This window comes from Mycobacterium shunyiense, assembly GCF_058270075.1.
This window is the reverse complement of the sequence record NZ_JBZDPU010000015.1, coordinates 22,513-48,208: the sequence shown is the minus strand read 5'-3', so window position 1 is coordinate 48,208 and position 25,696 is coordinate 22,513. Positions and strand designations below refer to the sequence as shown.

Sequence of the window (25,696 nt, the reverse complement as noted above, 5' to 3'; positions counted from 1 at the left end):
CTTTAGAGGATTGCTCGGTTTTGTTAGAGTAATCCTCGTGGCGCCGTCAAAGGGTAGGGGCGCGCGGGACCGACTACTGGCGGTCGCGCGACGACGGTTCGCGTCGGAGGGGACCATCGCCCCGACGCTCGACGAGATGCGGCGTGAGGCCGAGGTGAGCGTCGGATCGCTCTACCACCACTTTCCCGACAAGCCGGCGCTGGCGGCGGCGGTCTACGCCCAGGTCATGGCCGAGTACCAGGCCGGTTTCGTGGAGATGCTGCGCGGGCAGGACACCGCCGAAGAGGGAATCCGCGCCGGGGTGCGGCATCACCTGAACTGGATCGCCGCGCACCGCGGCGAAGCCGCACTCCTGCTGGGCGACCGGCTCGACAGCAGCGAACTGCAGGCGGCCAACCAGGACTTCTTCGCAGCCATCCAGGCCTGGTGGCGGCCACACCGCGCCTACGGCGTGCTTTCTGCCATCCATCCCGGCGTCACGGCCGCGCTGTGGTTCGGCCCCGCGCAGGAGTACGCCCGCCACTGGGTGGCCGGCGATGTTGCGGAGCTGGACAGCGAGGTTGTCGAGATATTTGCCGACGCGGCATGGAATGCATTGCAGGCCAAACCGATTGAGGAGGATTTTTGATGGACAAGCCCTTGTATCGCGGCATGGTGGCTGAAGGCGACGATCCGGCTGCGCCACAACGAATTGTGGTCGAGCGCCGCGGCGATCGCGCGGTGGTGACCCTCGACGAACCTGATCGGCTGAACGTCCTGTCCGCACCGCTGGTCCGGCAGCTCCGCCGGGCTCTGGAGGAGCTGGTGGCCGACAACGATATTCGCGCTGTCGTGTTGACGGGCGCGGACCCGGGCTTCAGTGCGGGCGGCGACCTGCGCATGATGCGTGCGGCCATCGAGAATCGGTACCAGGCCGAGGGCACTGCGGACGTATGGCGCTGGATACGACGCGAATTCGGAGGTATCGCCCGGCTCATCGCGGGTTCGGACACCGTCTTCGTGGCCGCCCTGAACGGTCCGGCCGCCGGTGTCGGCCTGGCCTGGGCGCTGACGTGCGATCTGACCATCGCCAGTGAGCGGGCGGTCATCGTGCCTGCCTTCGCCCGCCTCGGATTGATCCCGGAGGTCGGCACCAGTTGGGCGCTCACCCGGCGACTCGGCTATCAGGGTGCGCTGGCCTACTACCTCAAAGGCGAGCACATCGACGCCGAAACCGCGCAGCGGCTGGGCCTGGTGCACGAGGTCGTCGCCCACGAACAGCTGCTCGCCACCGCCGACGAATGGTGTTCCCGGGTCGCCGCGCTGCCGCCGCACGCGGTCGCGATGACCAAACCCCTGTTGCGGACCGCGGCCGACGCCAGTTGGAACGACGCGCTCATGCTCGAAGAGTTCGCCGAACCGACCTGTTTCACCACCGCGGCTTTCGCCGACAGCGTCGAGACCATGCTGTCCGGCGGGACGCGTGCGCGCTAAGTGTTTCTGATCTTGCGTGCGGTCACCACCGCATAGGGCGCGTCGAAGGCGACTCGGCCGTCGTCGTCGGTCTGTGCGCTCAGCGCCGCGGTGAAGGCGTCGAGCAGCCGGGTCCGCGTCGCGTCATCCAGCTGGCTGAGCAGGTTGACGTGCATCGGCGATTCGTCCGAGATGAATCGGACCGCCGATTCGACAGAGTCGAATCGCCATGTGTGTGAGTCGGTTTCGAAATGGACATCGTCGAATCCGATACCGAGGCGCGAATGCACGACATCGGGATCACCCCACTGATCGGGCGAGTAGCCGGCCGCTGGCGGCGCACCGAGGGTTTCCACGATCGGCGTGAAGAACGGGCTGCCGGCTTCGTCTCGGATCCAGGTGGAGAACGCGAAGATCCCGCCCGGGGTCAACAGCCGGGTGACCTCGGCGACCAGGCTGGTGGGCTCGATGAAGATGATCCCCATGTTCGACACCACGGTGCCGAATCCGCCGTCGGGCAAACCGGTGTGGGCTGCGTCGGCGACCACCCACTGCACGGCGTCGGCCCCCGGGCGCTCTGAGGCGATGGCGATCAGCTCAGCGGTGAGATCGACGCCGGTGACGTGGGCCCCGGCCTCGGCGGCGGCCAGCGCAGCGCTTCCGGTGCCGCACGCCAGGTCGGCCAGAGGGGTGTCGCGGACCGGCCGCAGCCGGTCGGCGCTGGTGACGACCTCACCGGCGATGACGGCGATCTGTTCGGCGACGGCCTGATAGCGGCCGGCGGCCCAGTTGGTAGGCCGCGGGTCAGGGAGTTGTGGGTCTGGCATGCCGACGAGCCTAGATGGGGTACGCCGCGCGTCGAGTGGCCAGTTATTGCACGGTGCGCGCGTATCGGTGTGCGATAACTGGCCATTCGACATCAACGGCGGGCATCACGGCTGGACGTATCCCGGTGGGTTGGGGGTGTCCACCCACAAGTCGACGCCGAGTTCGGACCCGGGCACGCAGTCGTACACCGACAGATCGGTGACGCCGTTCGCGAGCAGCACGTCCTCGCACAACAGGCTCTGGCCGGTGTACTCGCGTGCGGGCTTGTTGAAGATCGCGTAGGCCGCGTCGGCGTAGACGTCGGGCTTGCGGGCACGGCCCATGGCCTCGTCACCGCCGAGCAGATTCTGCACCGCTGCGGTGGCCACCAGGGTGCGCGGCCACAGCGTGTTCGACGCGATGCCGGCCTCGCGCATCTCCTCGGCGATACCCAAGGCACACAATGTCATTCCATACTTGGCCATCATGTACGCGGTCGGTTTGAGCCACTCCGACTCCAGTCGGATCGGCGGGGACAGCGTCAGGATGTGGGGGTTGTCCCGGCCCTTCATGTGCGGGATACAGGCCTGCGACACGGCGTAGGTGCCGCGGATCTGGATCCCGTTCATCAGGTCGAAGCGCTTGAGCGGAACTTCCTCGATGGAGCCGAGATTGATCGCCGAGGCGTTGTTGACGCAGAGGTCGATACCGCCGAATTGGGCAACTGCTTGTTCTACTGCTGAGGCCACCGAGTCGCCGTCACGCACGTCTCCGACGATCGGCAGGGCCTGCCCGCCGGCCTCTTCGATCTCCTTGGCGGCCGTGTAGACGGTGCCTTCGAGCTTGGGATGCGGTTCGGCGGTCTTGGCGACCAGCGCGATGTTGGCGCCGTCGGCGGCGGCCTTCTTGGCGATCGCCAGGCCGATGCCACGGCTGGCGCCGGAGATGAACATGGTCTTCCCGGACAGAGTCATAGGGACACGATAGGCCGACCCAGTTGTATTGATCTGCCCGGTTCAGCCTCCGGGAGGGGGACGATGGACGTGTCGACAAATTGGAGGAGACATGAGTGTTGTCCCTGCAGGGTCCGTCCTGACCTGTGCCCACGAAGGCTGTGGATGCCGGATCCGCGTCGAGTCCGAGTGCCACTGCAAGGGCCCTGAAAGCAGTTACAAGTGCACGTGCGGAGCCGACATGGTGCCGGTCACCGAATAGCTCAGCCTGCCGCGTTGGGTTGCAGCGGCGGGCAGTTGCCGGCCGGATCGGCGACGAGTTCGAAATGCCACAGCTCGTTGGCGTAGATCTGGCAGAGCCCGAAGCGGGAACCGTTGGCGATCAGCCAGTGGTCGGCCTGCGGACCGCCGACATCGACCGCCTCGCCGGTCACGTGCCGGGACGCGGTCGGTGTCTGCACGTACTGACGGGCCGCCGCCAGGCTGCCGTACGTCTGCACCGCCTGATCGAGCAGTGACTGCTGGAAGTCGGCCGAGCGCCACCCCGAGTTGATCGTCATGGCCACGCCGTCGGCGGCCGCGGCATCGGCGGCGTTCTGAATGGCGGCCAGCAGGCGCGGGTCCAACCGGCCGATCGCGGGATTCTGCACGTCGTACGGGGTCAGGACCTGCCCGTCGGGCAGCGAGCCGTCCCCCTGGGTCATCGGGACGGGGTTGTCGACCAGCCGGATCTGCGGTCCGGCCGGTGCCGGCGCAGGCTGGCCGAGCAGGGCCGCCAGGGCGGCGACGCTCGAGGCCACAGTGGCGCCCACCAGCTTCGGTATCACTGTGCCCACACTACTGCGCCCGCCCCTGGGCCAGGCCGACCGCCAGGACCTCCACCAGCGCCTCGATCTCGGCGGGGTTCTTCAGCCGATCAGGCACCCAGGCCAGAGCGATGCGGGCCGGCGACCAGGTGCTCTCGTCGATCGGCACCAGTGTGAATTCCGGTGGCGAGAAGATCTTGCCGATCAGTGACTCGGGTGCGTAGGGCACCACCGCGACGAGGTGGCGGTTGAACACCTGGGCGGCCATCTCCAGTTCACCGCCGAACTGGTTGGTGGTGCGCACGATGCGGGTCACCCCCCGGGCGTTGAGCGCACGGGTCAGGCCGGCCAGCATGACGGGATTGGGTCGGGCGAAGTCGATGACCACGTCGCGATCGCGGAGCTCCTCGATGGACACCAGGTCCCTGGTGGCCAGTGGATCGTCGAAACGGACCGCCACGGCGCCCTGGAAGGTGGCCACCACGCGGTAGTGCAGCCGCTTGTCGGCGGTGGGCAGATGGATCAGCCCGAGGTCGAGGTGGCCGGACACCAACTTGGCGGTCACCTCGGCGGCCGACCCCGGAACGCTGAACTCGGTCGGTGCCGGCAAGTTGGCGACGGCCGTCTGGACCTGCGCCACGAAATCCGACGGCGCGTAGGCGGTGGCACCGACCCGGACAGTGGCGGCTCCCTCGGTGAGCCGGGCCGCGGTGGCCTTCAATTCCTCGACCTGGCGCAGGATTTCGCGCGCGGGGCCGAGCAGTTTGGCGCCCAGCGGCGTCAGTCGGACCTCGTGGTAATTGCGCTCGAACAGCTGCCCGCCGAGTTCTGACTCCAGCAGCTTGATCTGCTTGCTCAGCGGGGGCGGCGTGATCATCAACCGGTCGGCGGCCCGCTTGAAGTGCAATTCCTCGGCGACCGCCACAAAGTACCTGAGTCTGGTGAAGTCCATGCGGTCTTTTCCGGCGTGAGGGCGAGGGGACCCACGAATCGTACGAGGGACGCGGGATCAGTCGCCGGTGGGCGTGGTGTTCAGCTTGCCGGCACGGCGCTCTGCGGCACTTCGAGCACGCCGGCCTCGATCAGCTCGTCGATGTCGGCGTCGTCGAGGCCCAACAGTTCGACGGCGATGTCGCGGGTCTGTTCGCCGAGCAACGGTGCCTGGATCAGCGGTGGATCAGCCACGCGATCCGAATGGATCTGCACGTTCTCCATCGTGAACGGCTCATCGGCGTGGGGGTGCAACTCCTCGCGGAAGGCGCGGCGCTGCACGTAGTAGTCCCAGCCGGCGATGTCGTCGGCATGCAGCGCGGCTCCGGCAGGCACACCGGCCGACTGCAGCTGCTCCATCGCCTCGGTCGCCGGGCGCCGTGAGGTCCAGGACCGCACCGCCTCGTCGATGCGGCCACGGTGAGCGTCCCGGCCATTGCGGGTGCCCAGTTGCGCGTCGGCGCCGAGGTCGGGACGGCCGATCACTCCGCACAGGGCCTGCCAATCAGCGTCATCCCGCACGGTGACCGCCAGCCAGGTGTCCTCACCGGCAGCCGGGAACAGGCCCCACGGGGCATCGTGGATCGGCCGGGCCGAGGATTCGTGGCCGCGGCGCACCAGGACCTCCGCCGCGATCTCGCCGGCCAGATGGCTCAGCATCACCTCGGACTGCGCAACGCTGGCCGACCCCCCGGTTCCGGTGCGTTCACGGCGCAGCAGCAGCGCCAGCGCTCCGAGCGCGCCGATCCGGGCGGCCACGTGATCGGGGTAAACGGTGACCGTGTCGCAGAACGACTCTGGCTCATCCGGATACACCCACAGATCGGTGAACCCGGCGGCCGCCCGTACCAGCGGGCCGTAGCCCATTCGCTTGGCCCAAGGTCCGGTGGGCCCGAAGGCCGAACTGTCCACCACCACGATGCCGGGGTTGACGTCCCGCAACGTCTGGTAGTCCATTCCGAGCGTCTCCGCCACGCCCGGCTTGAAGTTGGTCAGCACGACGTCGGATATCGCGACCAACTGGTGCGACAACGCCCGGCCCCGCGGCGTCCGCAGATCGATGCCGATCGAGCGCTTGTTGCGGTGGCCGGCAGCGTACGTCGGCGACATCGACGAGAGGTTGCCCCGCAGGCCGTCCGGGAACGCGGAGTTCTCGATCTTGATGACGTCGGCGCCGAGATCGCCGAAGAGTCGTCCGGTGTCGGACCCGACGACGATCACGCCGAGATCCAGCACCCGCACGCCTTCCAACGGAAGGCCTTCGTTGCGGCGGTCGCGGCCGGCGAGCAGCGGTGCCACATCGATGTGTCGAGGGCTCCGATCGGCTTCGTGGTCGGACCGGGTCAGCGCGTTGGCCCGGTGCCCGTCGATCTCGATGACGCCGGCCGGCACGGGCGCCGATATTCCCCGGGCCAGCTCCACTTCGTGGAAGTAGCCGCGGCTCATGACCTGATCGGTGCCGAGGGTTTCGGCCAGCGTCAGCACCGCCGCCGTCGGCACCCCGTGGCGCTGGCCGGCGACCTCCAACTCGGCCCGGGTCTGCCCGGCGCAGAACCGGCCGACACCGGCCAGCAGCTCGGGCGAGCTGAGCCGCACCTTGAGCCTGTCGAACGAGGGATCGGCGAACTCCTCGGGTCGTCCCATCCACTCGAACATGCCGTGCCACTGGCGTTTTGCCAGGAGGCAGATTCGCACGTGTCCGTCCTTGCACGCGATGATCGGGTACCGCAGTCGTTCGGCGTTCCAGTTGCGTCGTTGGCGGCTCAACGCCACTCCGGCCGAGGCCGTCCCCACCGTCCCGTGCGGCGGATCGAGGGTCTGCATGGCGCCGTCGAGGATCGAGAAATCGATGAGATCGGCTTCCCCGGTACGCAATCGGTCCAGGTACACGCTGACGGTCATCACCGCGGCCTGCGCTGCCGCCACGTGATAGGGCAGCTGCGCCGCCGGGGGCACCAGTGGCTCCCGCCCCGGGATGCCCGAGCGGGACAGCTCGCTGGTCAGCGCGTGCAGCACCGGGGTGGTGGCGTGCCAACCGCGATAGCTGGTGTCGCGGCCGAAATCACTGATGGACAGGATCACCAGGCCCGGATGCTCGGCGTGAATGTTGCGCGCCGCCAAGGCTTTCTCGGCCGCCGAGCCCGGCGGGGTGTCCTCGATCAGGATGTCGGCCCCGGCCAGCAGGTGAACCCAGCGGCGGCGGTCGTCGGGGATCGAGAGATCGACGACGACGGTGCTCATGCCGTACCGGTTGATCGCGGCGCCGACCGAGTCGGGATCGACTCCGCCACCCGCGGCGAGGCGATCGTCTGGTTCCTCGGTGACACCGGGCAGGTGCACCTGGGTCACCGAGGCGCCGAGGTCGGCCAGCAGGCGGCCGACCGCCGTCATCGGGCCGCGGGACAGGTCGAGGATGCATACCCCCGCTAGCGGCGGGTCGTAGTTGTCGGGGTTGGTCATCGCTCAGCTCCGGCGGGCTTGGCGGAACGGGATGTCCCGATCGACCTCGGGTTCCTTGGCCAGGCCCAGTACGCGCTCACCGATGATGTTGCGCTGGACCTGGTCGGTGCCGCCGCCGATCGAGGTGAAGAACGCGTTGAGGGTCAGGAAGTTGATGTCGTCGGCCTCGGGGTTCTCGGGGCCGGCCAAAAGTGCTTCGGCGCCGATGATCTCGGTCTTGAGGCGCGCCTCGGCGTGCAGGATGTTCGACATGGCCAGCTTCCCGAGCGACATGATCGAGCTGGAAGTCCCTTGGGCCGCAGCGGCCTTGGCGCGGGCATTGTTGAGCGAGTTGAGTTCGCGCAACGCCAGCACATCGGCCAGTTCCTTGCGGACTGCCGGATCCTCCAGGCGGCCGTGGTCGCGGGCCAGGCCGATGAGGTCGTCGGCCCGGGTGCGGTTGCGTGAGCCGCGCCCGCCGTCGCCCATGATCGACCGCTCGTAGGCCAGTGCGGTCTGCAGCACCCGCCATCCGTTGCCTTCCCCGCCGAGCAGGTAGGCGTCGGACACCCGCGCGTCGGTGATGAAGACCTCGTTGAAATGCGATTCGCCGGTGATCTGGACCAGCGGACGCACCTCGATACCGGACTGGCGCATCGGAATCATGAAGAAGCTCAAGCCTTTGTGCTTGGGCACATCCCAGTCGGTGCGGGCGATCAGCAACGCGTACTCGGACGTGGTGGCACCCGAGGTCCACACCTTCTGGCCGTTGACCACCCACTCGTCGCCGTCGCGGACCGCGGTGGTGCGCACGGCGGCCAGATCGGATCCGGCCCCGGGCTCGCTGTAGAGCAGGCAGGTGCGGGCCCGCTCGGTCAGGAACTCGCGCACCAGGTCGTTCTTGAGTCGATCGGTGCCGAACTTGAGCGCGGTGTTGGCCGGGATGCTGTATTTGTCCTGGCGCGCACCGGGTGCCTTGACCGCCCGGAATTCCTGCTCGATCACCGCCGCCAGTGCGTTCGGGTACGCCCGTCCGAACCATTCGGCGGGGTAGGTCGGCACCGCGTAACCCGCGTCGAGCACCTTCTCCAGCCAAGCCACCCGCTCGGGGGAGCTGACCCACGGATTCGTGGATTTCGGTAACCCTGACCAGTTCTGGGCGAGCCAGTCGCGCACCTCGGTGCGCAGTTGATCAGCGCCGGGCAGTTCGTTGGCGGTCATCGTCAGGCGCCTTTCGACGAGAGATAGCGCTCGCGGTGCAGCCCCGAGCCGCCGAGCAGGTGCAGGCCGGTACGGGCCCGGCGCAGGAACAGGTGGGCCGGGTGCTCCCAGGTGAACGCGATGCCGCCGTGCATCTGGATCGCCGACAGGGCGGTCGTATGGTAGGCCTCGGCGCAGGCAAACCCGGCCAGACCGATTGCACCACTGGCTTTTTCGCTACCGGCGGCAAGTTCGGCCGCGGCATGCTGGGCGGCCGAGGTGGCCGATTCCACCTGAACCAGCAGGTCGGCTGCCATGTGTTTGAGGGCCTGGAAGCTGCCGATGGGGCGGCCGAACTGGATCCGGGTCTTGAGGTAGTCGACGGTGATGTCGAAGATTCGTCTGGTCCCGCCCACCTGTTCACCGGCCAGAGCGACCAACCCGAGGTCGAGGGCGTGCTGCACCGCGTCCCACCCGGCGGTGCCGAGGCGGCGGGCCGGTGCGGCGTCGAAGGTGTAGGTCGACAGCGGCACGGTCGCGTCGAAAACCGTTGCGGCCGTGCGCTCGAAACCGTCCGCGTCGGGTGCGATCTGGAAGACGCCGAAGTCTCCGTTGACGCGGGCCACCACCAGGACCACATCGGCAACCTGACCGTGCATGACGTAGTGAGCGTTGCCGGTCAGCGTGTGGTCGGTGCCTTCCGGGCCGTCGGTGGCCGAGGCGGCGCGCACCGCGACGCCCTCCGGCGCCCAGGTTCCCCGGGAGCCGGTCACCGCGACGGTGCCCACCGACGTGCCCTCGACCAGGGCCGGCAACAGCTGCTGCTTGGCGGCGTCGGAACCTGTCGCGTCGATCAGTGCCGACGCCAGCACCGCGCTGGACAGGAACGGTGCCGGCAGCAGCGCGGCGCCGGTCGCCTCCGCGACGGCCTCGAGTTCGAGGGCGCCCAGGCCGACGCCGCCGTACTCGGTGTCGACCAGCAGACCGGTCACACCCTGGGCGGCGAGCTTGCGCCACAACTCGCGGTCGAACCCGTCGTCGCTGCCCATCACCCGGCGTACGTCCTGTTCGGTGCATTCGTCGTGCAGCAACGCGGAGACCGCGGCGGCCAGTTCTGCTCGCTCGGCCACACTGATCGTCATGGGCGCCCGCCTTCCTTGTCGGGTCCCATGCAATCCGGCGGGGCTCGTGATGTAAATCACGGATTCGGACACCGGCACGTTTCCGATTGCGACATGCCGATGCCGACGACGGGCCGGATGCTTCAGGTGACGGCGATGTCGGCTGTCACCGCCGATGTCGCGCGGATCAGGTCCTCGGGGGACAGCGCGACGTCCAGGCCCCGCTTGCCCGCGCTGCAGAGCACCTTGTCGAAGGCAAGCGCCGAGGTGTCGACGACGGTGGGCAGGGGCTTGCGCTGGCCCAGGGGGGAGATCCCGCCCACGACGTATCCGCTGGAGCGCTGGGCTGCCACGGGGTCCGCCATTTCCGCCTTTGGAACCCCCAATGCGGCCGCGGCGGCTTTCAGCGACAGCTTGTGCGGTACGGGCACGACCGCTACCGCCAACCCTTTGGGCAGCGCGATCACGAGCGTCTTGAACACCTGTTCTGCGACGATGCCGTCGGCCGCCAGCTGGGCCACGGCCTCGTCGCCGAACGATTCGTTGCGAGGATCGTGCTGGTAGGCCACCACTTCGTGGTCGATGCCCGCCGCCACCAGAGCTGCGATCGCGGGTGTCGCTGCACGTGCCACGGCGCTCAGCGTAGCCGGGCAACGCGTGGACCACGGTGCGGGAACACAGTGACCATTGCATGCTGTTATTGCTCTCGACACCTGCTCAGCGCTACTCGTCGGTAGCACGCTCTAGGATCTAAGGAGGATTCTGGTGCCAACCGTATGCCTGGAACGGCCGGCGGATACCCAGTGGTATTCCGCGCCTGTTGGTGGCGCCGCGACAGAAGGGAAGGTGTTTCCCACGATGACTGACGTCGAGCAGGCCGAGCCTGACACGCCGCAGCCGACTGAAACCGATGCCGAGCTGACTGCGCGGTTCGAACGTGATGCCATTCCGCTGCTGGACCAGCTGTACGGCGGCGCCCTGCGGATGACCCGCAACCCCGCCGACGCCGAGGACCTGCTGCAGGAAACCATGGTCAAGGCCTACGCCGGCTTCCGGTCATTCCGTGAGGGCACCAACCTCAAGGCGTGGCTCTACCGCATCCTGACCAACACGTACATCAACAGCTACCGCAAGAAGCAGCGCCAACCTGCCGAGTACCCGACCGACGAGATCACCGACTGGCAGCTGGCTGCCAACGCCGAGCACTCGTCGACCGGTCTGCGATCGGCGGAGGTCGAAGCGCTGGAGTCGCTGCCCGACACCGAGATCAAGGCGGCGCTGCAGGCGCTGCCCGAGGAATTCCGGATGGCGGTGTATTACGCCGACGTCGAGGGCTTCCCCTACAAGGAGATCGCCGAGATCATGGATACTCCCATCGGGACCGTGATGTCCCGCCTGCACCGCGGCCGCAAGCAGCTACGTGACCTGCTGGCCGATGTGGCCAGGGATCGCGGCTTCATCCGAGGTCAGCAGCTTGGTGAGCCGGAGGAGGTGTCCTCATGAGCGGGGACCGTGAGTCGAATCGCGAGGACGAGCGCTGGAGCCCGCCGGTGGGACCCGTCGACCCCGAACATCCGGAGTGCGCCGCGGTGATCGCCGAGGTATGGACGTTGCTCGACGGCGAGTGCACGGCCGAAAGCCGTGACAAGCTCAAGCACCACCTCGAAGAATGCCCGGCGTGCCTGCGTCACTACGGGGTCGAGGAGCGCGTCAAGAAGCTCATCGCCGCCAAGTGCAGCGGTGAAAAGGCCCCTGAGGGGCTGCGGGAACGGCTGCGGATCCAGATCAGCCAGACCACCATCATCCGGGGCTGACCAGGCGCTCGGCCTTGCCGGGACCGACGACAAACCGCCCGATCTCCGAAGGGAGTCGGGCGGTCACAGTCTGCCGAAGCGGCTAGCGCACTGACTTCGAACCGGCGTTGGGGCGCTTGCCGTGGTTCGCCTTCGAGTGCTTGCGGTCCCGCTTCTTGCGGCCACGCTTGGCCATGATGATCCTCCAGATGGTGTAAGAACTTGCTCCCTAGTGTCTCATGCCCCGGGGGCAGCGCTGTCCACCCGGGGTTGTGGTTCGATATAGGCCGCAGAAGTAGTCGGGTTAGCGCCGGAGTGAAGTGGGGTGAAGATGGCCGAGGACGTTCGCGCCGAAATCGTGGCCAGTGTGCTGGAGGTCGTGGTTCACGAGGGCGATCAGATCGGTGCGGGGGACACCCTGGTGCTGCTCGAGTCGATGAAGATGGAGATCCCGGTCCTGGCTGAGGTTGCCGGCACCATCACCAAGGTCAACGTCGCCGAGGGCGACGTGATCCAGGCGGGCGATCTCATCGCGGTGATCGACTGACTCGGTTCGTTTCCCTGCTCCCGGTGGACGGTGGTCTCTCTGCTCCTCGCGTGCGCGGTGCCTGATGTCTACCCTCGGTGACCTGCTCGCCGAACACACGATGCTGCCCGGCAGCGCCGTGGACCACCTGCATGCGGTGGTCGGGGAGTGGCAGCTGCTGGCCGACCTGTCGTTCGCCGACTATCTGATGTGGGTGCGCCGCGACGACGGCGTGCTGGTGTGCGTCGCGCAGGTGCGGCCCAATACCGCCCCCACCGTCTTGTTGGCCGACTCGGTCGGCACGCTGGCCGCGGCCGCCGACCTTCCCGTCGTCACCACGGCCTTCCAGTCAGGTGCGATCGGCCGGGGAAGCGGTGGCACACAACGACATTCGCCGGACCTTCCCGGTCTGAACGTGGAAGCGGTTCCGGTGCGGCACCGCGATCACGTCGTCGCGGTGTTGACCCACCAGACCGCGCTGGCCGCCCGTCGGATGGCCAGCCCGCTGGAGGGCGCCTACCTGGACTGTGCGAGCGATCTGCTGCACATGCTGTCCGAGGGCACCTTCCCGAACGTCGGCGATCTGGCCATGTCGCGTTCCAGCCCACGGGTGGGCGACGGTTTCATCCGCCTCGACAAGGTCGGCGACGTGGTGTTCGCCAGTCCCAACGCCATTTCGGCCTATCACCGCATGGGCCTGGCGTCCGAGCTGGACGGGCACAATCTGGTCACCGTCACCCGGCCGTTGATCTCCGACCCGTTCGAGGCCCAGGAACTGGCCAACCACGTCCGCGACTCGCTGGCCGGAGGCTCCAGCATGCGCATGGAGGTCGACGCCGGCGGTGCGGCGGTACTGTTGCGGACCCTGCCGTTGGTCGTGCATGGCGCCGCGGTCGGAGCCGCCGTCCTGATCCGCGACGTCACCGAGGTCAAACGGCGTGACCGCGCGCTGCTGAGCAAGGACGCCACGATCCGGGAGATCCACCACCGGGTGAAGAACAACCTGCAGACCGTAGCGGCTCTGTTGCGACTGCAGGCGCGCCGGACCAACAACCTGGAGGCCCGCGAGGCGCTGATCGAATCGGTGCGACGGGTGTCGTCGATCGCACTGGTGCATGATGCGTTGTCGATGTCGGTCGACGAGGAGGTCAACCTCGACGAGGTGATCGACCGGATCCTGCCGATCATGAACGATGTCGCGTCGGTGGACACCCCGATCCGGATCAACCGCGATGGCGCCCTCGGCGTGCTCGACGCCGACCGTGCGACGGCGTTGATCATGGTGATCACCGAATTGGTGCAGAACGCCATCGAGCATGCCTTCGACGCTGACACGCCCCAGGGTTGCGTGACCATCAGGTCCGAGCGTTCGGCCCGCTGGCTGGATGTCGTGGTGCACGACGATGGGCGTGGCGTGCCTGACGGGTTCAGCCTGGAGAAGTCTGACCGGCTCGGCCTGCAGATCGTGCGAACGCTGGTCACCGCGGAATTGGACGGCTCGTTGGGTATGCACGATGTGCCGTCCGGGGGAACCGATGTGGTGCTGCGGGTGCCGATCGGCAGGCGCAGTCGCGGCATCCAGTGAGTCCGGTCGCGGGCCACAGGGCGTTCACAGTGGGACGCCAGTACCACTGAAGCAATTACCCAGTTGCGTCAATAGAAGATGTGATGACAATTACGCAATTTGCTGTAGCGAATTGTTCAAAAAATAAGCTATGGCCCCGACATTGTCGGGGCCATAGCTTGCGTCGGGGATCTGAACCGAAAGGTCAGACTCCGGTGCGGGCCTTGGTGCGGGCGTTGCGACGCTTGAGCGCACGACGCTCATCCTCGCTCATCCCGCCCCACACGCCGGCGTCCTGGCCGGAGTCCAAGGCCCAGGTGAGGCACTCAGTGGTTACGGGGCAACGGTTGCACACCAGCTTCGCGTCGGCGATCTGAGCAAGCGCCGGGCCACTGTTTCCCACGGGGAAGAACAGCTCCGGATCTTCGTCGCGACAGACGGCCTTGTGGCGCCAATCCATAAGATCAAACTCCTCGTTAGACATGTCATGTGTGCGCGGCGAAGCGCACCAGATTTTCTTCGGCTGTTAACGCGTGCACACGAATGTTTCTGCACTGTTGCATTGATGCTTTCACAGGCTGAACAGATGTCAATAGCATTGAGTTAACACGTGGGCAATGTCACTGGGTGGGGCGGTGACCAGAACCCTCACTCCTGTGTACTACACTCTGGATCTAGCTGCGCCCTAATTCCACCCTAGGCGGTGTGTTTGCGCAGGTCAATCACTTTTATTCGTCGGCGCGACGACGCAGAGCGCCTCGGGGACCGACGTGAACGTCATGGTTTCGCGCGTGCCGATGTAATCTCCGTCAATCTGGCAGGCGGCAGGCGTGGTGCTCGTCACGGTGACCGACGAGACGTTGTCATCGCGGATCAGGTGCTTGGCTTCGAGGCGGGGCTTGCGGGACACCATCTGGCGGACCAGTCGCAGATTCGACCAGATGTTCATGCTCGTGGTGGCGAACACTCCCAAGCCGGTGTCGAACGTGGTTTCTGGGTTCGTCCACACCGGGCGGCTGTTCGCATACGTCCAGGGACTGGAGTTCGACACGAACGCGAAGTGCACCCCGGCAACCGGGTCGGCGCCCGGCAGATGCAACGTCAACGTCGGTTCCCGGCGTGCGGTCGTGAGGAACTCCCGCACCGCCACCCGGATGTAACGCGACGCTGTGACTTTGCGTCCCTTCGCGCGTTGGGCCTCTACGGCCGCCACCACGTCACCGTCCACGCCCATCCCGGCGGTGAACACGCCCCAGCGCTCACCGCAGTCCATCAGGCCGATGCGGCGCCACGGGCGTCCCATCCGGTAACCGCCGAGCAGGTCGACGAGTTGGTTGGTGGCCTCGATCGGATCGGGGCTGATGCCCAGCGCCCGGGCGAAGACGTTGGCCGAACCGCCGGGCACGACTGCGACCGCGGGCGCCAGGGCGGCGTCGGGACGGGTTCCGCAGTCACCGAGCAGGCCGTTGACGACTTCGTTGACCGTCCCGTCTCCACCGTGCACGATCAGCACGTCCACACCGTCACGTGCGGCATCGCGGGCGATCTCGATGGCGTGACCTCGGTGATTGGTGTGTTCGACGGTCAGCGTCACCCGACTCTCCAGCGCGTGGGCGAGCAGGTCACGCCCGGCCGGGGTGGTCGAGGTCGCGTTCGGATTGACGATCAGCACGGCACGCACGGGGCATGAGCCTAACCGGGCAAGGTGTACGGCAGTTATTCGTGAATCTGTCCATCCAGGTAGCGCCACCGATCGCCGACCCGCTCGAAACGGCTGCGTTCATGCAGGATGTGCCGGCTGCCGTCGTGGACGTACTGGGCGCGAAACTCGACGACGCCTTTGGTGTCGTCTTCGCCTCCCGACTCGGCGTCGACGATCTGCAACCGCCGCCACACGATGTCCCCGTCGAGGGAGAGGTCGGCGGGACGGGTGTCGGGATGCCAGGAGGTCAACAGGTAGTCGACGTCGCCGACGGCGAACGCGCTGAACCGGGACCGCATCAGGGCAACGGCCGTCGGGGCCTGCTGCGCGCCGGTGTGCAGCAGGCCGCAGCACTCGGCGTAGGCCAGGCCGGTGCCGCACGGGCAGGGTTGGTCGGTCACGTGACCAAGTATCCCGGTCTGTCGTGGGCCCCGCCCTGCACGCCGCCTGCACGCCGCCGTGCGCGCCGAGATCGACGTGCGGGTTGTGTTTTCTGCCCAGCCGCGACCCTGGCGTCGATCTCGACGCCGAAAACCAGCATCAATGGCGTGGCCTGTGCGCCGGTGTGCCTTGCCGCCGGGGGCGCGGGCGTCGGTACCGTACAGGACGTGACCGCACGCCGATTACTGCTCGTCAACGGACCGAATCTCAACATGCTGGGCACCCGCCAGCCCGAGATCTACGGCTCCACCACGCTGGCTCAGATCGAGCAGCGGGTGGCCGAACTGGCGGCCGAGTTCGGTTTCGAGGTCCGCGCCGTGCAGAGCAACCACGAGGGTGCGCTCGTCGACGCCATTCAGGCAGCCAGGCAGGACTGCGTCGGCATCATCATCAATCCGGCGGCTTACAGCCACACCTCGGTGGCGATCCGCGATGTGCTCAGCGCCGCCGAACTGCCGGTGGTCGAGGTTCACCTGAGCAACATCCACACTCGCGAGGCGTTCCGGCATCACTCGTACGTGTCGGCCGTGGCCGAGGTCGTCATCGCCGGCGCGGGCCCCGCCGGCTACGAATACGCGGTGCGGTACCTGGCGGAGCGGAAGTCGTGATCCAGCCTCCCGCCATCCGGTACGCAGGTTTTCTGACCGCGGCCGAAGGAATCGCCGCGCTGATCATGGCGGTCGTGCTGCTGGTGCGGGCGTTGGGCGGTGCGGATCAGCACATCGTCAGCGGGTACGGCACAGCGATCTGGTTCCTGCTGATCGGTGGTGGGGTGCTCGCGGGTGGCTGGGCGCTGATCACCGCGCGGTACTGGGGGCGGGGGATCGCGGTGTTGGCCAACCTGCTGTTGCTGCCCGTGGCCTGGTACGTGATCACCTCGCACCACGTCGTGTACGGCGTGCTGGTCGGGCTGCTCGCCCTGATCACCCTGGGTCTGCTGTTCAGCCCGTCCTCGGTGGACTGGATCGCCCGCCGCGACTAGCTGCGCAGCTCGGCCGCCAGGGCGGAAAGCTCTGGGCCCGACACCCGGTAGGTGCTCCACTCGGTCTGCGGCTTGCCGCCCACGGCGTCATACAGCGCGATGGCGTTGACGTTCCAGTTCAGCACCGCCCAGGTCATCCGGGTGTAGCCCTGTTCGACGCATTCGGCTGCCAAGGTGGACAACAGCTTTCGGGCCAGCCCGCGGCGCCGGAAGGCCGGACGCACGTAGAGGTCCTCCAGGTAGAGCCCGGCGACGCCGTCCCACGTGGAGAAGTTCAGGAACCACACCGCGGTCGCGGCCACCTGCCCGTCGACCTCCAGCATGTGCGCGTAGGCCACCGGTCGGTCACCGAAAAGTGCTGTGTGCATCTGCTTTTCGGTGACAGTGCACTCGTCGGAAGCACGTTCGAACTCGGCCAACTCGCGGATCATCGCGGTGATCTCGACCTCGTCGCCGGGTCGCGCCCGGCGGATCAACTCGCTCATGTCGCCCCTAGTCCAGTCAGGATGGTTCTGAATTTCGTGGTGGTCTCGTCGACTTCGTCATCGGGATCGGATTCAGCGACAATACCGCCGCCGGCACTGGCCAGGGCCGTGTATCGATCCGCGGACAACACTGCGCACCGGATCGACACCACCCAGCGTCCGTCGCCGCTGCTGTCGCACCAGCCGACGGCGCCGGCGTAGAACCCGCGATCGCCCTCCAGTTCGCCGATCAGTGCGGCGGCGCGGTCGGTCGGAACCCCGCCGACCGCGGGGGTGGGGTGCAGTGCGAGCGCCAGATCGATTGCCGTGGTGCGCTTTTCGCGCAGTCGTCCGAGTACGGGGGTACTCAGGTGCCACAGTGCGTCGGTGCCGTGCAACTGTGGTTCCTCGGCGATCTGCAGATCGACGCACAACGGCTCCAGCGCCTGGCGCATCACGTCGACCACCAGCTGATGCTCGTGACGGTTCTTCGCCGAGGCCGCCAGCGCGGTCGCGTTGGCCGCGTCCACGGCGGGATCGGCCGAGCGTGGTGCCGACCCGGCGAAGGGCTGGCAGATCACCGTCTCGCCCTCGCGCGCCACCAACAATTCGGGGCTCGCGCCCACCAGGGCGGTGCCGGCGTTCGCTCCGCCCGCCGGGGACAGATCGGCCAGGTAGACCGTGGCGGCCGGGTCGGCGTCGGCCAGTCGGCGCAACACGGTCCGGACGTCCCATGCGGAATCGGCGGACAGGCGCAGCGAGCGGGCCAGCACCACTTTGTCGATCGGGATCTGCGGGTCCCGCAGGCGCCGGATCGCCTCGGCCACCCGCGCGCGGTGCACCGATCCCGGTGGCAGGGTTTCGCGCTGCACCACTGCCGGGGGCGGATTGACGGGCCAGTCCGGGAGCGCATCGGTGAACCGGATCGCATCGGGTTCATACAAGGCGGACGGTGCGGCCGGATCAAATGGCAACGCACCCAGCACTATTGGCGTACCGGACCGCAGCGCGGCCTGGGCGTCGGCGATATCGGCGAATCCGGTTCGTACGCCCTCTGCCAGGACGGCGCCGTTCGGCCCGGCCAACACGAATGACGGGTTCACTGCGACAGACACGGGTTGGGGTGGCCGGTCAGCCCGAGCGCGGTGATCTGACGCACGCCGTGCTCGAATCCGCACACTGCCAGCGATGCCGGCACCATCGACAGCCGGATCCCTTCGGACACGGGTAGTTCCGCCCAGCGGGTCAACATGGCACGGGAGAAATGCCCGTGCCCGACGAACACCACGTCCCGGGTGGCCAGATGCTCCAGCGCCGTGCCGACCGCCCGGTCGGCACGGGCTGAAACCTGGTCGACGCTCTCGCCGCCGGGACAGCCATGGGTCCACACCAGCCAGTCGGGCACGCTCTCGCGGATCTGAGGTGTGGTCAGTCCCTCGTAGTCGCCGTAATCCCACTCGGACAGATCGGGGTCGATCTCGTCGACGTGCAGTCCGGCCAGTTCGGCGGTGTCCAGCGCGCGGCGCCGCGGGCTGCTGATCACCAGTGGCTCGGTCAACTGCAACTCGGCGAGTGCCGGGCGGGCCAGCACGGCCTGCTCCCGCCCGGTTTCGGTCAGGTCCTGCTCGGTGCGGCCGGTGTGCCTCCCGGTGGCCGACCACTCGGTCTCGCCGTGTCGGAGCAGGATCAGGCGGTGCAGGCGGTCGCTCACACCGGCGATTCTGCCGCACGTTCCGGCAATGCCGCCGGGAGCGTGCTTGGATGAAGGTGTGACGCGAGTATTAGCGGTCGCCAATCAAAAGGGTGGGGTAGCCAAGACGACGACGGTGGCGTCGCTGGGTGCGGCGATGTCCGAGCAGGGTCGGCGGGTGCTGCTGGTCGATCTGGATCCGCAAGGCTGTCTGACGTTTTCATTGGGTCATGACCCGGACAAGCTGCCGGTGTCGGTACACGAGGTGTTGCTCGGCGACGTCGAGCCGGGGGCGGCGCTGGTCGAGACGGCCGAGGGGATGACGCTGCTGCCGGCCAACATCGATCTGGCCGGTTCAGAGGCCATGCTGCTGATGCGGGCCGGGCGGGAGTATGCGCTCAAGCGGGCCCTGGCCAAGGTTTCCGACGATTTCGACGTGGTGATCATCGATTGCCCGCCGTCTCTGGGCGTATTGACGCTCAACGGCCTGACAGCTGCGAACGAGGTGATCGTGCCGTTGCAGTGCGAGACGCTGGCGCACCGCGGCGTCGGCCAGTTCCTGCGCACGATCTCCGACGTGCAGCAGATCACCAATCCCGAGCTGGCGCTGCTCGGCGCGCTGCCGACGCTCTACGATTCGCGCACCACCCACAGCCGTGACGTGCTGTTGGATGTCGCCGACCGGTACGAACTGCCCGTGTTGGCTCCACCGATTCCCCGAACCGTGCGGTTCGCCGAGGCCAGCGCATCGGGATCCTCGGTACTGGCCGGCCGCAAGAGCAAGGGCGGGCTGGCCTACCGCGAGCTCGCCCAGGCCCTGCTCAAACACTGGAAGTCAGGCAAGAAGCTGCCGACCTTCGCACCCGAGGTGGTCTAGGGCGCTACTTGACCTTGCCCCGTGGACAGACCTGATGCTGACGACATGAACCAAGACCTGCTGAGCATCGGGGAGTTCGCGGCCATGACGGGGCTGTCGCCCAAGATGTTGCGTTCGTATGCGGCATCGGGCGTGTTGGTGCCGGCCGCGGTCGACGCGCTGACGGGGTACCGGTACTACTCCCGGGCCCAGGTTGCCGAGGCGCGCACAGTGGGGTTGCTTCGGGGAGCGCGGATACCGGTCGCAGGCATCGCAGAGTTCCTGCGCGGCCCCACCGAACAGCAACTGGCCGCGTGGCAGACGGAGCTCGATGATGAGTATGCGCGCCGCCGCGAGGCACTGGGAGTGGTCCGCAGTGTGCTACTCGCCCAACCTTCTCCAGTGGCAGGGGGCCGCTGGTCCGACGAGAGGACGATCTCCATGGCTTCGGTGTTACGGTCCGCGACGGCCACCGATCAGGGCCCGGTGCGGGAGAGCAATCAGGATTCGCTGCTCGCCGACGGCATTCTGTACGCGGTGGCCGACGGTTTCGGCCCCGAAGGTGACCACGCCAGCCGGATCGCGGTGGAGGCGCTCGCCGCCGGATTCACCGCCGCACCCGACCGCGACGGCCTGATCGGGGCGGTCCAGCAGGCCAACGAGCAGGTCTTCGCACATGTCAGCGCTTCGGGAACCAGTTCGGGCGCCACCCTGACCGTGGTGGCGATCTTCGGCGACGAGCAGGGCGGGCCACTGGCCATCAACATCGGGGATTCGCCGCTCAACCTGATTCGGGAGGGCGCCATGAGTCAGCTGACCAACGATCACAGTGTCTCCGGGGAACTGGTGCGGGCCGGTGAGATCACCCGCGAAGAGGCCCGCTTCCACCCGCACCGTCATCTGCTGACCCGGGCGCTGGGTATCGGCCCCGCCATCCGGCCCGAGCTGTTCGATCTGGAGTGTCGTCCGGGAGACCGGCTGTTGATCAGCAGTGACGGGTTGTTCGCCGGCGCCGATGATGCCGACATCATCGACGCCGCCGCGGAGGACGACCCCGAGGTCGTTGCGCAGCGGCTGGTGCAGGTCGCCAACGACGCCGGCGGCAGCGACAACACCACGGTGATTGTGATCGATATCGGCTGAGCCGGACGCCCGGATCAGTTCGCGCCGAGGGCCACCAGTTGCGTGCCGCGCTGTTCGAGCACGGTGTCGCCGGCCGCCACCGGCACCACCGGCGACACGCTGGGGGTACGCGGCAGCGCGATGTGCCGCTGGCCGGCGCCGGTCTCCTGATCGAAGACGTCGTAACCGTCGCTGACCGGAACCAACAACCGACCGGCCATCACCGTGGCGGGACCGACGGGAAGGTGCGGCCCCGACGGGCTGACGGTGAACTTGTACTGAAGGCCGGAGCCTCCGTTGGTGCCGAACACCAGGACCGAGTCGCCGGTCCACCAGGTGATCAGGTCCCCGGCGCGGGTGGTCGTCGACTGCGGCGCCGCCGGCTTGGCCAGCGGCAGGCTGGCAAGCGTTTTTCCGGTCTCGTCGATGACGTTGACCATCGGCCTCGGTGTGGGCAGGTATACCGCGGTCGTGGTGCCGGACACCGCGATCACCTTGGCCCCGGACTCGTCGGTGATGTCCTGCAGTTCGACGTAGCGCACCTCGGGAGTGTCTTCTTCGTCGGCGGGGCGCAGCAGCGTCAACCGGATGAACTTGCTCTTCGGGCACGATTCCAGCACCGACACCGCCGAGGAACTCGCTGCTGTCGACAGTTGGCGGCATACCGGTGATGCCGGCACGTCGGGCTTGATGCGGGCGTCCAGCGCACCGTAGGACAGCATCCGGACCATGTCCGAGCGCCACAGCTCAAGGCGACTGTCCCCGGCCGAGAGCACCGTGGAGCCATCGGACGACAGCTGGACCTCGGGGTCGGCATAGGCGGTGCGGGCCGGACCGCGCCTGCCGGTCTTGCCGTCGACGGTGCTGACCTGGCCGCAGCCGCGAGCATCGGGATACACCGCGACCGCGTACTGGTACACCGCCGTCACACCGCAGAGTTCGAGGTCGCGGGCATAACTCCACAGCACGGCGCCACTGACGGGGTCACGGCCGGCGACGGTGGACCCCTCGGCGGTCACCACCGATCCGCCGGCGAGCACGGGCTCGGTGGTCCGGGGGCTGTCGGCGGTCCACAACTGTTGCAGGCCGACCGGTACCTCGCGGGCCGGCGTCAGGTAGGGAACGGGCGCCGCAGCGGGCCTGCTAGTGGTGGCCCTGGCGTCACTCGTCCACCAGATCAGGCCGGCCGCCAGCGCGACGATCGCGACGATTGCCGCGGCGGCGGCCATGTCGCCGCGGGTGCGGCGTTCGGGTTTGACCACTGACCGGTCCTGGCGTGCGCCGGTCAGCCGGCCGTGGCGGTCTCGGTCTTGCGGGGGCGGCGCCTGCGTCGACGTCGTCCGGCGGACGACGCGTCGCCGGTGGTGTCCTCCGACTCGGTGACCGGTGCGGAATCGGTGCCCTCGGCTGCCGGGGTGGCGCCTTCGGGATGCCCGGTGGCCGACTCGCCGCCGCGGGTGCGACGCCGGGTGCGGGTCCGGGTCTTGGCCGGCCGGCCCTCGGAGTCGGCCGAGGAGATGCGCTTCTCGTCGGGGCTGCGCTTGGCCTTGGCCTTGGGGGGCTCGCCGATGGTGCCCGTGGCGTCGGTCGGGATGCCCAGCTCCTCGTAGATATGCGGCGAGCTGGAATAGGTTTCTGCCGGATCGGGGCAGTTCAGGCCCAGCGCCTTGTCGATCATTTCCCACCGGCCCAGTTCGTCCCAGTCGACCAGGGTGATGGCGACACCGGTCTTGCCGGCACGGCCGGTGCGTCCGATGCGGTGCACGTAGGCCTGCTCGTCCTCGGGGCACTGGTAGTTGATGACGTGCGTGACGTCGTCGATGTCGATGCCGCGAGCGGCGACATCCGTCGCGACCAGCACGTCCACGGCGCCGGTGCGGAACGACTTCAGTGCCTTCTCGCGGGCGCCCTGGCCGAGGTCACCGTGCACGGCGTCGACCTTGAACCCACGCTCGGCGAGCTCGTCGGACACCTTCTGCGCGGTGCGCTTGGTGCGGGTGAAGATCATCGTGGCGCCACGGCCCTCGGCCTGCAGGATCCGGCTCACCAGCTCCGACTTGTCCAGAGCGTGGGCCCGGTAGGCGAACTGCTCGGTGGTGTCGTGGGTGGCCGCCGAGTGCGGGGCCTCGGCCCGGATGTGGGTCGGCTGGTTCATGAACGTGCGGGCCAGCGTGATGATCGGGTCGGGCATGGTCGCCGAGAACAGCATCGACTGGCGATCGTCCGGGGTCAGTCGCAGGATTCGCTCGATGTCGGGCAGGAAGCCCAGGTCCAGCATCTCGTCGGCCTCGTCGAGCACCAGCACGGACAGTCCGCCCAGCTGAAGGTGCCCCTGCTGGGCCAGGTCGAGCAGGCGGCCCGGGGTGCCGACGACGACGTCGACGCCCTTGCGCAGCGCTTCGATCTGGGGCTCGTACGGGCGTCCGCCGTAGATCGAGGTCACCGAGAACTTGCGGTCGCCCGTGGTCAAATATTTGGCTGCTCCGGAGAGGTCTCCATAGACCTGGATGCAGAGCTCGCGGGTGGGCACCACGATCAGGGCGCGGGGGGTGCCGTTGAGCGGGCGGGTCTCGTCGGTGGAGATGCGATGCAGCAGGGGGACACCGAAGGCGTAGGTCTTGCCCATGCCGGTGCGGGCCTGACCGATCAGGTCGTCGCCGGCCAGCGCCAGCGGGAGGGTCAGTTCTTGAATGGCAAAGGGGTGTTCGATACCGGTTTCGCCGAGTGCACGGACGATTTCGTCGCGAACGCCGAGCTCGGCAAACGTTTTATTTACATGAGTCATGGTTGGAAGAGGTGGCCTTTCACTGTCAAACCTCACGGGCATCCAGCGCACACGGAGTTTTGACGATGAAACAACGGTCGGGTTCACCCGGATACGGGTCGTATCCATCGGCGCTGCCGATCCGCTGGGCCCAGCTCCACAGGGCGGGCCAACTGCGTGCACGCACATTTCCTGGTAGCGGTTCGGGCGCTGAAACAGTCGGCTCGAAGCCGTTACCGTCTGCCATTGTAGCTGGTCGCGGGATATCGACCGATTTGCCAGCCGATCCCGGTCTCCCGACGGCGTCTAGAGTTGGCTTCATGAATTCGCCTCAGCCTGCCGCGGAACGGATCGCAGAACCGGTCGATTCGGGCGTGACGGCGGATCATCCCGGGGTCAACGAGTTGTTCGCGGTGCTGGCCTACGGTGAGGTCGCGGCGTTCTACCGGCTCACCGAAGAGGCACGTATGGCGCCGAACCTGCGCGGCCGGATCAACATGGCGAGCATGGCCGCTGCGGAGATGGGTCACTACGAGTTGCTTCGGGATGCGTTGGAGCACAGGGGAGTTGACGTCGTTTCAGCGATGACGAAATACGCCTCGGTGTTGGAGAACTACCACCGGATGACCACACCCAGCACCTGGCTGGAGGCGTTGGTCAAGACCTACATCGGTGATGCGCTGGCCGCGGATTTCTACCTGGAGATCGCTGACGCGTTGCCCGAACAGGTGTCCAAAGTGGTGCGCGCGGTGCTGTCCGAAACCGGGCATTCGCAGTTCGTGGTCGCCGAGGTGCGCGCGGCGGTGACTGCCAGCGATCGCCAGCGGCACCGACTGGCGCTGTGGGCGCGTCGACTGCTCGGCGAGGCCGTCACTCAGGCGCAGTTCGTGCTGGCCGATCACGACGAACTGGTCGACCTGGTGATGTCCAGCGGCGAGGGTCTGACCCAGCTGGCCGAGTTCTTCGACAGGCTGCAGAACACCCACCAGTCCCGGATGCAGGAACTGGGCCTGGCGTAGACATCCGCCAGACCCAGTCGCCGCTGAGAGGTTCTGTCTCTACTGCGTGCAGGTGGTGATCATCGTGTTGTTGTTCTGCGCCATGATCACGGCGCCCGCCGCGTCGGTGATCGAGCAGTTGAGCTGACCCGCGACGCTGGTCGCGGTCACCGACTTGAGCGTGACGCCGGGGTTGAGCACCACGGTCTTGGCCCACGGCAGGGCAACGTTGATGTCGGTCTGCAGGGCGCCCTGCGCGTCGGTGTAGACGATGGTCACCAGGTCGATGAGCTGCCGGTTGCCGGTCACCCGGTAGGTGATGGTGTTCGGACTCACGGCGGCCGCGGGTGGGGCCGCCTCAGCCGGCGGGGCGACGGGCGCAGGCGCCGCGGTGGCACTGGGCGACGGTGTCACCGTGGTCACGGTTTCGGGGGAGAGCGGCGCCGTCGGTGCTGCGCGCGGCGGGACCGGCTTGGAGGTGGCGTCCTGGGCCGGTTGGGTGGTCTGTGTCGGCTGGGCCGCCGGTGAGGTCAGGGTGGCCGACACCGAACCGCTGTCACCGCCGCCCAGGATCACCACGGTGCAGATCACAGCGACCAGCAGGACTGCGCCGGCCACGACGGCCACCCAGATCCAGCGCCGGTCGATGGGCTCCTCGTAGAACGTGACCTCGTCGTCGTAGTCCGCGTCGTAGTTGTCGTAATCGACCGGGTAGTCCGACTCTGGGTTGTGGTTGTAGCCGTCGGAGGTGCGGCCGGAGTACCCGCCTGGCTCGTACGGGTGATCCCCGAAGCGCTCGGTGGCGGTGGTGTCATACGGCGAATAATGCCTGGTCATGCGGCTGTCCCAGTCGTCTCGTCCAATATCGAAACTGATGCTATCGAGACGAAAGTGACAGATGAGGTTGAGCTCGGTGCGTGTCGGTCACGGTCCGGACTCGGTTCGGTATCTGTGTTTCGCGCACGGCGTACCTCCGGCCGAGCCCCGCTCGCGGCAGACGGGTCCGCCCGTCCACTAGCCTGCTCA

The 25,696-nt window shown here is 67.5% G+C and carries 30 protein-coding genes; 12 read left to right on the top strand and 18 right to left on the bottom strand.

All coding sequences use genetic code 11. From position 1 onward, the window contains the following. Positions 1 to 37: 37 nt before the first annotated feature. Both AC4ELH_RS14480 and AC4ELH_RS14475 read left to right on the top strand, forming a co-directional pair. Positions 38 to 628: a TetR/AcrR family transcriptional regulator gene (locus AC4ELH_RS14480; RefSeq protein ID WP_498885092.1), complete on the top strand. Its 591-nt coding sequence runs from the start codon at positions 38 to 40 to the stop codon at positions 626 to 628. After that, entirely contained in the window at positions 628 to 1,473 is an 846-nt protein-coding gene (locus tag AC4ELH_RS14475; RefSeq protein ID WP_498885090.1) for an enoyl-CoA hydratase/isomerase family protein, read from the top strand. Before AC4ELH_RS14480 ends, AC4ELH_RS14475 begins: the two co-directional genes overlap by 1 nt. Here the strand turns inward: AC4ELH_RS14475 and AC4ELH_RS14470 are convergent. Further along, a complete protein-coding gene (locus AC4ELH_RS14470; protein WP_448442617.1) occupies positions 1,470 to 2,279 on the bottom strand; it encodes a class I SAM-dependent methyltransferase in 810 nt (269 codons plus the stop codon). The genes AC4ELH_RS14475 and AC4ELH_RS14470 overlap by 4 nt on opposite strands. Positions 2,280 to 2,384: 105 nt before the next feature. Next, complete coding sequence (locus AC4ELH_RS14465) at positions 2,385 to 3,233, bottom strand: SDR family oxidoreductase (protein ID WP_064878141.1); 849 nt, start codon at positions 3,231 to 3,233, stop codon at positions 2,385 to 2,387. Between the two features lie 91 nt (positions 3,234 to 3,324). On the opposite strand from AC4ELH_RS14465, the gene mymT reads away from it, so the two are divergent. After that, positions 3,325 to 3,474 (top strand): copper-binding metallothionein MymT, encoded by a 150-nt coding sequence (mymT, locus tag AC4ELH_RS14460; RefSeq protein ID WP_082941470.1) that lies wholly within the window; start codon positions 3,325 to 3,327, stop codon positions 3,472 to 3,474. Position 3,475: 1 nt separating this feature from the next. Here mymT and AC4ELH_RS14455 read toward each other — a convergent pair whose 3' ends face one another. From AC4ELH_RS14455 to ybaK, 6 genes are all read right to left on the bottom strand, one after another. Then, positions 3,476 to 3,916 carry a M15 family metallopeptidase gene (locus AC4ELH_RS14455; protein ID WP_448442980.1) on the bottom strand — a complete coding sequence of 147 codons (441 nt, stop codon included), beginning with the start codon at positions 3,914 to 3,916 and terminating at the stop codon, positions 3,476 to 3,478. A 133-nt stretch (positions 3,917 to 4,049) separates the two neighbouring features. Continuing rightward, positions 4,050 to 4,970: a LysR family transcriptional regulator gene (locus tag AC4ELH_RS14450; protein ID WP_498885087.1), complete on the bottom strand. Its 921-nt coding sequence runs from the start codon at positions 4,968 to 4,970 to the stop codon at positions 4,050 to 4,052. 80 nt (positions 4,971 to 5,050) lie between these two features. Continuing rightward, entirely contained in the window at positions 5,051 to 7,468 is a 2,418-nt protein-coding gene (locus tag AC4ELH_RS14445; protein WP_498885085.1) for a CaiB/BaiF CoA-transferase family protein, read from the bottom strand. A 3-nt stretch (positions 7,469 to 7,471) separates the two neighbouring features. Continuing rightward, the gene (locus AC4ELH_RS14440) at positions 7,472 to 8,668 is read right to left on the bottom strand and encodes an acyl-CoA dehydrogenase family protein (protein WP_448442624.1); all 1,197 of its coding nucleotides are present in this window, start codon (positions 8,666 to 8,668) and stop codon (positions 7,472 to 7,474) included. 2 nt (positions 8,669 to 8,670) lie between these two features. Then, entirely contained in the window at positions 8,671 to 9,789 is a 1,119-nt protein-coding gene (locus AC4ELH_RS14435; RefSeq protein WP_448442626.1) for an acyl-CoA dehydrogenase family protein, read from the bottom strand. Between the two features lie 122 nt (positions 9,790 to 9,911). Next, positions 9,912 to 10,400 (bottom strand): Cys-tRNA(Pro) deacylase, encoded by a 489-nt coding sequence (ybaK, locus tag AC4ELH_RS14430; RefSeq protein WP_064878151.1) that lies wholly within the window; start codon positions 10,398 to 10,400, stop codon positions 9,912 to 9,914. A 226-nt stretch (positions 10,401 to 10,626) separates the two neighbouring features. Here ybaK and AC4ELH_RS14425 point away from each other — a divergent pair, with 226 nt between their 5' ends. After that, positions 10,627 to 11,271: a sigma-70 family RNA polymerase sigma factor gene (locus AC4ELH_RS14425; protein ID WP_055112066.1), complete on the top strand. Its 645-nt coding sequence runs from the start codon at positions 10,627 to 10,629 to the stop codon at positions 11,269 to 11,271. Beyond that, entirely contained in the window at positions 11,268 to 11,582 is a 315-nt protein-coding gene (gene rsrA / locus AC4ELH_RS14420; RefSeq protein WP_055112068.1) for a mycothiol system anti-sigma-R factor, read from the top strand. The genes AC4ELH_RS14425 and rsrA overlap by 4 nt, the downstream gene beginning before the upstream one ends. Before the next feature lie 82 nt (positions 11,583 to 11,664). On the opposite strand, the gene AC4ELH_RS14415 is transcribed toward rsrA, so the two are convergent. After that, a complete protein-coding gene (locus tag AC4ELH_RS14415; protein ID WP_003882799.1) occupies positions 11,665 to 11,757 on the bottom strand; it encodes a 50S ribosomal protein bL37 in 93 nt (30 codons plus the stop codon). A gap of 135 nt (positions 11,758 to 11,892) precedes the next feature. On the opposite strand from AC4ELH_RS14415, the gene AC4ELH_RS14410 reads away from it, so the two are divergent. Both AC4ELH_RS14410 and AC4ELH_RS14405 read left to right on the top strand, forming a co-directional pair. Beyond that, positions 11,893 to 12,108, top strand: coding sequence for a biotin/lipoyl-binding carrier protein (locus tag AC4ELH_RS14410; RefSeq protein WP_055119839.1), 216 nt, complete (start codon positions 11,893 to 11,895; stop codon positions 12,106 to 12,108). Between the two features lie 64 nt (positions 12,109 to 12,172). Further along, entirely contained in the window at positions 12,173 to 13,672 is a 1,500-nt protein-coding gene (locus tag AC4ELH_RS14405) for a sensor histidine kinase (RefSeq protein WP_064959507.1), read from the top strand. 184 nt (positions 13,673 to 13,856) lie between these two features. Here the strand turns inward: AC4ELH_RS14405 and whiB1 are convergent, their stop codons facing one another. The 3 genes from whiB1 to AC4ELH_RS14390 form a co-directional block, all read right to left on the bottom strand. After that, complete coding sequence (whiB1, locus tag AC4ELH_RS14400) at positions 13,857 to 14,111, bottom strand: transcriptional regulator WhiB1 (protein ID WP_003882795.1); 255 nt, start codon at positions 14,109 to 14,111, stop codon at positions 13,857 to 13,859. 258 nt (positions 14,112 to 14,369) lie between these two features. Beyond that, positions 14,370 to 15,332 (bottom strand): diacylglycerol/lipid kinase family protein, encoded by a 963-nt coding sequence (locus AC4ELH_RS14395; RefSeq protein WP_448442630.1) that lies wholly within the window; start codon positions 15,330 to 15,332, stop codon positions 14,370 to 14,372. 35 nt (positions 15,333 to 15,367) lie between these two features. Beyond that, positions 15,368 to 15,754 carry a YchJ family protein gene (locus tag AC4ELH_RS14390; RefSeq protein WP_448442632.1) on the bottom strand — a complete coding sequence of 129 codons (387 nt, stop codon included), beginning with the start codon at positions 15,752 to 15,754 and terminating at the stop codon, positions 15,368 to 15,370. Positions 15,755 to 15,961: 207 nt separating this feature from the next. Between AC4ELH_RS14390 and aroQ the strand changes: the two genes are divergently transcribed. Both aroQ and AC4ELH_RS14380 read left to right on the top strand, forming a co-directional pair. Then, positions 15,962 to 16,402, top strand: coding sequence for a type II 3-dehydroquinate dehydratase (gene aroQ, locus AC4ELH_RS14385; protein WP_064878187.1), 441 nt, complete (start codon positions 15,962 to 15,964; stop codon positions 16,400 to 16,402). Beyond that, positions 16,399 to 16,776, top strand: coding sequence for a hypothetical protein (locus tag AC4ELH_RS14380; RefSeq protein ID WP_055112079.1), 378 nt, complete (start codon positions 16,399 to 16,401; stop codon positions 16,774 to 16,776). The genes aroQ and AC4ELH_RS14380 overlap by 4 nt, the downstream gene beginning before the upstream one ends. Here AC4ELH_RS14380 and AC4ELH_RS14375 read toward each other — a convergent pair. Genes AC4ELH_RS14375 through AC4ELH_RS14365 form a run of 3 tightly spaced genes read right to left on the bottom strand, consistent with a single transcriptional unit; the run spans position 16,773 to position 18,951 of the window. Continuing rightward, positions 16,773 to 17,261: a GNAT family N-acetyltransferase gene (locus AC4ELH_RS14375; RefSeq protein ID WP_498885079.1), complete on the bottom strand. Its 489-nt coding sequence runs from the start codon at positions 17,259 to 17,261 to the stop codon at positions 16,773 to 16,775. The two genes, AC4ELH_RS14380 and AC4ELH_RS14375, sit on opposite strands and share 4 nt — an antisense overlap. After that, positions 17,258 to 18,343, bottom strand: coding sequence for an isochorismate synthase (locus AC4ELH_RS14370; protein WP_498885077.1), 1,086 nt, complete (start codon positions 18,341 to 18,343; stop codon positions 17,258 to 17,260). The genes AC4ELH_RS14375 and AC4ELH_RS14370 overlap by 4 nt, the downstream gene beginning before the upstream one ends. Then, positions 18,340 to 18,951, bottom strand: coding sequence for an acid phosphatase (locus tag AC4ELH_RS14365; protein WP_064878165.1), 612 nt, complete (start codon positions 18,949 to 18,951; stop codon positions 18,340 to 18,342). The genes AC4ELH_RS14370 and AC4ELH_RS14365 overlap by 4 nt, the downstream gene beginning before the upstream one ends. A gap of 28 nt (positions 18,952 to 18,979) precedes the next feature. On the opposite strand from AC4ELH_RS14365, the gene AC4ELH_RS14360 reads away from it, so the two are divergent. Together AC4ELH_RS14360 and AC4ELH_RS14355 are read left to right on the top strand one after the other, a co-directional pair. Further along, on the top strand, positions 18,980 to 19,807 hold the full coding sequence (locus tag AC4ELH_RS14360; protein ID WP_055112086.1) for a ParA family protein: 828 nt from the start codon (positions 18,980 to 18,982) through the stop codon (positions 19,805 to 19,807). 45 nt (positions 19,808 to 19,852) lie between these two features. After that, positions 19,853 to 20,929, top strand: coding sequence for a MerR family transcriptional regulator (locus tag AC4ELH_RS14355; RefSeq protein WP_448442641.1), 1,077 nt, complete (start codon positions 19,853 to 19,855; stop codon positions 20,927 to 20,929). Positions 20,930 to 20,943: 14 nt separating this feature from the next. On the opposite strand, the gene AC4ELH_RS14350 is transcribed toward AC4ELH_RS14355, so the two are convergent. Continuing rightward, positions 20,944 to 22,170: an Rv3212 family protein gene (locus AC4ELH_RS14350; RefSeq protein WP_448442643.1), complete on the bottom strand. Its 1,227-nt coding sequence runs from the start codon at positions 22,168 to 22,170 to the stop codon at positions 20,944 to 20,946. 23 nt (positions 22,171 to 22,193) lie between these two features. Then, positions 22,194 to 23,693 (bottom strand): DEAD/DEAH box helicase, encoded by a 1,500-nt coding sequence (locus tag AC4ELH_RS14345; RefSeq protein WP_448442645.1) that lies wholly within the window; start codon positions 23,691 to 23,693, stop codon positions 22,194 to 22,196. Positions 23,694 to 23,992: 299 nt separating this feature from the next. Between AC4ELH_RS14345 and AC4ELH_RS14340 the strand changes: the two genes are divergently transcribed. Beyond that, the gene (locus AC4ELH_RS14340; RefSeq protein ID WP_064878171.1) at positions 23,993 to 24,691 is read left to right on the top strand and encodes a ferritin-like fold-containing protein; all 699 of its coding nucleotides are present in this window, start codon (positions 23,993 to 23,995) and stop codon (positions 24,689 to 24,691) included. 39 nt (positions 24,692 to 24,730) lie between these two features. On the opposite strand, the gene AC4ELH_RS14335 is transcribed toward AC4ELH_RS14340, so the two are convergent. Then, a complete protein-coding gene (locus AC4ELH_RS14335) occupies positions 24,731 to 25,507 on the bottom strand; it encodes an MmpS family transport accessory protein (RefSeq protein ID WP_064878173.1) in 777 nt (258 codons plus the stop codon). Positions 25,508 to 25,696 lie beyond the last annotated feature (189 nt).